Source organism: Streptomyces sp. 8K308 (assembly GCF_004348315.1).
GTDB lineage: Bacteria > Actinomycetota > Actinomycetes > Streptomycetales > Streptomycetaceae > Streptomyces.
In genome coordinates, this window is record NZ_SMKC01000342.1 from 1 (window position 1) to 7,411 (window position 7,411).

At 74.0% G+C, this 7,411-nt stretch carries 8 protein-coding genes; 5 read left to right on the plus strand and 3 right to left on the minus strand.

All coding sequences use genetic code 11. From position 1 onward, the window contains the following. Positions 1-272: 272 nt before the first annotated feature. From E1265_RS30485 to E1265_RS30495, 3 genes are all read left to right on the plus strand, one after another. On the plus strand, positions 273-704 hold the full coding sequence (locus E1265_RS30485; RefSeq protein WP_132934209.1) for a DUF5753 domain-containing protein: 432 nt from the start codon (positions 273-275) through the stop codon (positions 702-704). After that, entirely contained in the window at positions 701-898 is a 198-nt protein-coding gene (locus E1265_RS30490; protein ID WP_243741224.1) for a DUF397 domain-containing protein, read from the plus strand. The genes E1265_RS30485 and E1265_RS30490 overlap by 4 nt, the downstream gene beginning before the upstream one ends. Before the next feature lie 179 nt (positions 899-1,077). Further along, positions 1,078-2,886, plus strand: a complete 1,809-nt coding sequence (locus E1265_RS30495; RefSeq protein WP_243741225.1) for a hypothetical protein — start codon at positions 1,078-1,080, stop codon at positions 2,884-2,886. On the opposite strand, the gene E1265_RS30500 is transcribed toward E1265_RS30495, so the two are convergent. Beyond that, positions 2,873-3,805 (minus strand): hypothetical protein, encoded by a 933-nt coding sequence (locus E1265_RS30500; RefSeq protein WP_132934211.1) that lies wholly within the window; start codon positions 3,803-3,805, stop codon positions 2,873-2,875. The genes E1265_RS30495 and E1265_RS30500 overlap by 14 nt on opposite strands. Before the next feature lie 147 nt (positions 3,806-3,952). On the opposite strand from E1265_RS30500, the gene E1265_RS30505 reads away from it, so the two are divergent. Further along, the gene (locus tag E1265_RS30505; protein ID WP_132934212.1) at positions 3,953-4,480 is read left to right on the plus strand and encodes a hypothetical protein; all 528 of its coding nucleotides are present in this window, start codon (positions 3,953-3,955) and stop codon (positions 4,478-4,480) included. Positions 4,481-4,923: 443 nt separating this feature from the next. Here E1265_RS30505 and E1265_RS30510 read toward each other — a convergent pair whose 3' ends face one another. Together E1265_RS30510 and E1265_RS30515 are read right to left on the minus strand one after the other, a co-directional pair. Beyond that, positions 4,924-6,045: an LLM class flavin-dependent oxidoreductase gene (locus E1265_RS30510; protein ID WP_132934213.1), complete on the minus strand. Its 1,122-nt coding sequence runs from the start codon at positions 6,043-6,045 to the stop codon at positions 4,924-4,926. A gap of 128 nt (positions 6,046-6,173) precedes the next feature. After that, entirely contained in the window at positions 6,174-6,374 is a 201-nt protein-coding gene (locus tag E1265_RS30515) for a hypothetical protein (protein WP_132934214.1), read from the minus strand. A gap of 117 nt (positions 6,375-6,491) precedes the next feature. Here E1265_RS30515 and E1265_RS30520 point away from each other — a divergent pair, with 117 nt between their 5' ends. Further along, positions 6,492-7,406, plus strand: coding sequence for a bifunctional helix-turn-helix transcriptional regulator/GNAT family N-acetyltransferase (locus E1265_RS30520; protein ID WP_132934215.1), 915 nt, complete (start codon positions 6,492-6,494; stop codon positions 7,404-7,406). Positions 7,407-7,411: the final 5 nt, after the last annotated feature.

Sequence of the window (7,411 nt, forward strand, 5' to 3'; positions counted from 1 at the left end):
CGCCCAAGCCGCCGCAACACGGCCACCTCCCGCGCGGGCGCGAACGCGGTGTACCCGTGCGAAGGCCCGGCCGGATACCCCAACTTCACCGCCCAGCACCCTCGTTCCCGCTCACCCGCCACACGACGGACCCCCGCCGGTCCATCACCAACCGACGCCGGGAGAGACCGAGCAGCTCCCGGATCCCCCCGGGGAGGGTCACAACGTCCACTCGTGGACCCGACCGTCGGGTGCGCGAAAGCCGAGGACCTGTCGCCCCGGGGTAGCCGTGATTGGAGTTCATCGAGCGCAACGTGCGGCTCCGCATGGAGCGCAAGGAGGCCATACTGCGGGAGACCAACCCGATCGAGCTGTGGGCGATCCTCGACGAGGCGGCCCTCCGGCGGGTCCGTGGCAGCGCCGAGATCATGTCGGAGCAGCACGAGGAGATCGCCCGCGTCTCCCGGCTCGACAACGTGACGATCCAGGTCCTGCCGCTGGCATCGGCCGCCTACCGGCCAACCAACAGCTTCTCAATGCTGGACTTCGAGCCGTCCCTACCACCCGCCGTGGTTGTTGATGGCCCTTGGGGCACGGTGTCGGTGGTTGAGCAGGATCACGAACTCTGGACGCACTCGCGCCGGTTCGACAGCCTGCGGGCCTCGGCGCTCGCGCCCGACGAGACACCCCGATTCCTGGAAGAGCTCACACGGAAGAACGCATGATGATCCCAGACCCGTCCGAAGCCGCCTGGTTCAAGTCCTCGTACAGCGACGAGAACGGCGGTACCTGCGTCGAAGTCGCCGAGCTGAGCAACCGCGTCGGGGTTCGGGACTCGAAGGACACCGACATCGCGCCCTTCACGGTCCCGAAGGCCGCCTGGGCCTCGTTCGTCGACCAGCTGCGCCGAGCCGACTGAGCTGATCGGCCAGGAACCGCGGCGCCCGTCGTCAGGCGTGGCGTTTCTCCCCGTGCACGACCCTTGTCCTGTCATAAGGACGAAACCTAGAGTGCCGCAAGCGCTTTCTGGCGCTGCTTTCGTGGGACTCCAGCAAGGGTGGTGGACCGGCCATGAGCATGGATCGCCGGCGTTTTGTCATGGGTACGGCCGTGGGTACGGCGGCCGTGGGAACCGGTTCGGGGGTGGGGTCGGCGTTCGCCGCCACGCCGGCGGCCGCCGGCGCCGGCACCGACCGGGAGGAACGCGCGGCCGAGGACCGCGCGTTCCTCGATCTGATCACCGCCGAGGGCGACCGTCTGGTGCCCGACGTCCTCGCCGGCTACCGGGCCGGCCTGGTGAACATCAACGCGCGCGGCACCGCCCGGGCCATCCGCCGGCTCGCCGCCGCCTGGGTCTGGGAGCGTTCGACCCACCATCACGACGAGACGCTCATCGCGCCCATGGCCGAGATGGCCGAGGCACTCGCCGACTACCAGCACGACGACGGCCTGTTCGACCAGGGCAACCTGCACTCGCCGCCGGACACCGCCTTCTCCATCGGCGATCTGTGCATCGTCCTCAGCCTGTTGGGCGAGGACGACGACGCGCGCACCGCGGGCGTGCGGGAGACCCTGGGCCGGATTGTGCGCGCCGCCGGGCCCGCGATGGCCGAGGGCGGGGTGCACACTCCCAACCACCGGTGGAAGATCTGCGGGGTGCTGGCCCAGGTCAACGCCCTCTTTCCGGACCGCCGTTACCCCCGCCGCATCGACCAGTGGCTGGCCGAGGGCATCGACCAGTACCCGGGCGGCCAGTACAGCGAGCGCAGCGCCACCTACGCCTCCGTGGTCACCGGCTACTCGCTGCTGACCGTGGCCCGCCTCGCCGACCGTCCCGAGCTGTACGAGAACGTGCGCCGCAACCTGCGCGTCACCCGCTTCCTGCTCGAGCCCAACGGCGAGGTGGTGACGGTCCACTCGCGGCGCCAGGACCAGACCAGGCAGCGGTCGATCGTCGACTACTGGCTGCTCTACCGGGAGTTGGCCATCCACGACCACGACACCGAACTCGCCGCCGTGGCAAGGGACATCGAGCGCCGCATCGCCGAACTCCCGGGCGGCGAGGACCCGACGGGCGACGCCCTGGCCCGCGTCCTGCACCACCGCGAGCTGGCCGGGCGACTGCCCGGATCCGGCCTGCCGCCCACCCGCTACGAGCACCACGACACCGACACCGCGCTGTTCAGGTCCCGGCGCGGCGACCGGGCCTTCACGATCTTCGGCGGCACCGACTTCGCCGAGATCCCGACGTTCGCCTCTGGCCTGTCCACCAACCCCACCTTCCTCGCCTTCCGCAAGGGCCGGGCGATCCTGGACTCGGTGCGGCTCGCCCCGCAGTTCTTCTCGCTCGGCCACTTCCGCAGCGAGGGACTCGAGCGCGCCTCAGGCGGCGGATGGCGGCTGCACTCCCGGGTGCGCGCCGCGTACCATCTGCCGCTGCCGCCCCAACACCGCCGCGAGGACGGCGACTACGCGCTCACCGACGACCCGCGCTTCTGGTCGGCGATGGACTTCCCGCACCGGCCCAAGACCTATCTGACGCTGCGCACCGAGGTGGTGGTGCGGGAGTCGGGCGACGGACTCGACGTGTCGTTCCTGGTGGACGAGTCGGAGGTGCCGCTGGCGATCGAGCTGGCGTTCCGGCCGGGCGGCGAGCTCTCGGGGTCCGGGCTGACATCTGTTCAGGGACAGGCGGACACCTACCAGTTGGTGTCGGGCGAGGCGAGCTACACGGTGGGCGACGACCGCATCACGTTCGGCCCAGGCAACGGCTCGGGCCCCGGCCAACCGCCGGTCGTCGACCCCGGTGAGCGCTACACCTGGCTCGGCGGCAACCTCACCCCGACCGGCCCCCGCGTGCTGATCACCGGCCGGACGCCGTTCCGGTACCGGCTCACCCTGCGGTGAGCCTCGCCGCCCTGCGGCGGCGGCGTGTGTGCCGCCGCCGCAGGGCGGCGAACGCGGCTGTGGCGACGAGGAGATAGGCCGGGACGAGGAGCACCGCGTCCGGGGTCTCCTCGATGGCGAACCAGCCGGCGTCGCGGTCCTCGCCCTCCAGGGCGACCCGGTTGACGGTGAGGAAGGTGAGGTGGGTGCCGATCGCCGTCCACAGCGGCGCCGGGGTACCGGCCGTCCTGGCGGCGACCAGCGCCAGGCCGAAGAAGGTCAGCAGGACCAGGTAGTCGACCGGGTGTTGCCCGCCGGGCGCGAGCCCCACCGGGTCCGGCTCCCGCCCGAGCAGCCGGGCGGTGGCCGCCGCGACCACCGTGGACGCGCCCGGCACCAGCAGGAAGATCGCGACGGTGCCGAACGCGGCCGCCCGGCCGCCGAGGCGTCCGCGCAGCGTGGCCCAGGCGTGACCGCGCAGCGTCACCTCCTCGGGCAGCGCCTCAAGTCCCACGGCGACCAGCGCGTTGCCGGCGACGAACCCGACGAGCGTCGCCGGCTCGGGGCGCGACCAGCTGAGCAGCCCGGCCGCCGTGCCGGCACCGAGCACGAGCAGGGCGGCGGTCGCCGTGACGGCGACGCCGACGAGGAACGACCGCGCCCAGGCGCCGCCGTCACCGCCGAGCCCGAGCCAGGCGGCCCGCCGGCCGGCGCGGCGCGCTGCCCACAGCACGGGCGGCACGGCCAGGGCGCTGACCAGCACGGCCGGCACCAACCGTCCCGAGAGGCCGCCGTCGATCCCCGCGGCCTCGGCGAGCGCCGCGCCCACCTCTGTGCCGGCGCCCAGCGCCACGGCCATGACGAGACCGCCGGCGGCGGCCACGGCGAGAACGCGGGCGAGCGCGGGACGTGTTGGTGTGGCGGACCGCGTGACGGACATGGGCGGGGGCTCCTGGTTCCTCGGGGGCCTCCTCAGCCTCGTCCACGCACCACCCGCCGACCGTCGTCTCTGATGCCGAAACGCCCCTACATCGTTCGTTGTAGGGCAGACTCTTCGGCAGGGACACGACGACGGCCGGGGGTTGTGATGACGGAGGGGTCAGGGGAGTCGGTCCGGCTGGGCCGGCTGGTGGCCGAGCATCCGGTGGTGGGGCCGCCGAACCGGCGGTTCGCGCGGACCGCGCTGGCCGTGGGGGTGCTCGGCGTGGCGATCGGCGTGCCGCTGCTCATCCTCGGTTTCAGCGGCGAGAGCGGCTCGCGGAGCAACTTCGTGGTGGGGCTGCCGCTCGGCATCGGCCTCGCCGGGCTGCTGCTGGCGTGGATCGGCGCGGATGGCGCGCGACGGGCGCGCGACGGCGAGGTGTTCGCGCTGCACGAGGGCGGCCTGGTGCACCGGCGTCGCGGCGCGCCGACGACGGAGGTGCCGTGGTCCGACATCGCGCGGGTGCGCGACACCGGCCGCGCGGGCCTGCTCTTCGCCCGCCACACCGGCCGGGACGTCGACTGCCGCATCCGACTGCGGGACGGCCGGCGCCTCCGCGTCACCGGCTTCACGGACCGGGCCGCGGCGCTGAGCGAGGCGATCCGCGCGGCGACGGCCGAGCGACGGCCCTAGCCCTGACCGGGCCGGGGCCGGCCATCGGGCCGAAGGCCCGCCCCCGTCCGGCGGTTGCCGCTGGACGACACGGCCACCGCCACCGCACGACCAGCCGAGCGGCCAACCGCCCCCGGCCGGGCCGGTCCGCCACGCCGGCGCGCCCGGCGCCGTTGACATCGCACCGAGACCACCCTGGCCAGCCGGAACTCCCCGCGAACCCGCGCCACCCCACGACGACCGAGGAACCAGCGGCCCCAGCCACGCCCGGGCGCACCGCGGCACCGCCGAGCCGACCCACCACGGCCCGCGCCCGACGCCGCTGACCACGCCCACGTGCCACGCCACCGGCGACATCGCACCGAGCCCGAGCCGCCCCACGGCCACCGCCACCGCACGACCAGCCGTGCGATCGAACGCCGCCGGCGTCGTCCGCGTGGCGGGGGTCGTGGCCGGACCGGCCGTCAGGCCATCTCGTAGGCGTCGGCTATCAGTTCGTAGCTGCGCAGCCGCGCCTCCGGGGTGTGGACGTGGCCGGTGATCATCAGCTCGTCGGCGCCGGTGCGGCGGGCCAGGTCGTCGAGTCCCTTGCGGACGACGTCCGGCGTGCCGTGGATGACGTTGGACAGCCAGCCGTCCACGACCTCGCGCTCCACCGGCGCGAACGGGTAGGACTCGGCCTCCTCCGGCGTCGGGATCAGCCCGGGCAGGCCGGTGCGCAGCCGCAGCATGGAGAGCGCGCCGGTCATCACCTGCCGGCTGACCTCGCGCTCGTCCTCGCCGGCCAGCGCGTTGACGCCGATCAGCGTGTAGGGCGCGTCCAGCACGGCGGAGGGCCGGAAGGTGTGGCGGTAGAGCTCGAGCGCCGGGATCGTGTTGGCGGCGGAGAAGTGGTTGGCGAAGGCGAACGGCAGGCCGAGACGGCCGGCAAGCTCGGCACTGAAACCGGAGGAGCCGAGCAGCCAGATCGGCGGCCGGGCCGCCCCCTGCACCCCGCCAGGCGTGCTGCCCTGAACGGGCCCTGGCACGGCGTGGATCCGGGAGTAGGGGTGGCCGTCGGGGAAGTCGTCGTCGAGGAAGCGGGTGAGCTCGGCGACCTGCTGCGGGAACTCGTCGGGCCCGTCCGTGCGGCCGCGCCGCAGCGCGGCGGCGGTGGCGCCGTCGGTGCCGGGCGCGCGGCCGAGGCCGAGGTCGATGCGGCCGGGCGCCAGCGCCTCCAGGGTGCCGAACTGCTCGGCCACGGTGAGCGGCGCGTGGTTGGGCAGCATGACGCCGCCCGAGCCGAGCCTGATGCGCTCGGTGTGGGCGGTGAGGTGGGCGAGGATCACGGCCGGAGTCGAGCTGGCGACCCCCGGCATGGAGTGGTGCTCGGCGACCCAGAAGCGGTGATAGCCGAGCCGCTCGGTGAGCCGTGCCAGCTCGGCGGTGGTGCGCAGCGCCTGGGTGGCGGTGCGGCCCGCGCCCACGGTGGCCAGGTCGAGCACCGACAACGGCACGGGGGCGGAGCCCCGGCGTACGCCCCTGATCTCGTCCGCCGTGCTCGCTCCGCCGCTCGCCCCGTCGCTCGCTTCGTCTCGTCCGGCCACCGCCGCCCGCCGCCTTTCCCTGGTCGCTGCCCGCGTCTTCTCCAGGAGGCAACCAGGACGTGGCGCGGATCATTCCGCGCCACGTCCTGGTTCGCTGGTCAACACCCGTCAGTGCCGGCCGGTGCCGGTCACGGCAGGTAGCGCTCGATGGCCTTCGCCCCTTCCTTCTCCAGCCGCCGCCGCGCCTCCGCCACTCGCTCGGGCGTGGGCTCGCGGCCGCTGAGCCGCACCAGGTCCTCCGGGTCGATGGGCCGCTCGGAACCGGTGTGCAGCAGGTGATCGGGGGTGGGCAGATCGTCCTCGGGCTTCGTCTGGGACTCGTCGGCCATGGCTACAACACCTCCCACACCCAAGCCTAGGAGCCGCCCGGCCGCCCCGCACGCCCGCGCCGGGCCGCCACCGGAAATTTATTTGACCTCTATCAATGATCAGCGAAGACTGGCCGCATGGAGTCCACGCGGCCCACACGGCAGGAGGTGGCGGCGGTCCGCCGCTTCAACCGCTACTTTACCCGGCGTGTCGGGGCGATCTCCGACCGCTACCTCCAGCGGGCGCGCCCGCTTGGCCAGGCCCGGCTGCTGTTCGAGGTGGCCAGCGCCACCACCCAGCGCGAGCTGCGCGAGCGGCTCGGCCTCGACGCCGGCCAGCTGAGCCGGATGCTGGCGTCGCTGGAGAGCCAGAGCCTGGTCAGGACCCGGCCCGACCCCGCCGACCGGCGCCGGCGGGCGGTCGAGCTGACGGCGCGCGGCCGGCGCGAGCTGGCCGAGCAGAACCGCCGCGCCGACGCGCTCGTCACCGACATGCTGACGGGGCTGACCGACGACCAGCGGGCCCGGCTGCTCGACTCGCTCACCACCGCGGAGCGGCTGCTGCGGCTCGCCGCGTTCACCGTCGAGGCGCCCGCCGACCCGGCCTCGGCCGACGCCCGCTGGTGCCTCGCCACCTACGCGGCCGAGCTCGACGAGCGCTTCCCCGAGGGCTACGACCCGGCCGTGCTGGTCACGCCGGACCAGGTCTCGGGTGCCACCGGCGCGTTCGCCCTCGCCTACGACGAGGACCGGCCGGCCGGCTGCGGCGCCATCCGCGACCTGGGCGACGGAGTCGGCGAGCTCCGGCACCTGTGGATCGCGCCGCACGCGCGCGGCCTGGGCCTCGGCCGCCGGCTGCTGTCGGAGCTCGAGCGGCTGGCGGCCGACCGCGGCCACCGCGTGCTGCGGCTCGGCACCCACCCCGTGCTGGCCGAGGCCATCGCGCTCTACCGGGCCGCCGGCTACCGCGAGGTGCCCGCGTACCGCTCGGACGACCCGTACTCACACCTCCGTTTCGAGCGCGAGCTGCCCTCGGGCAGGCTTGCCCCGTGACCTCC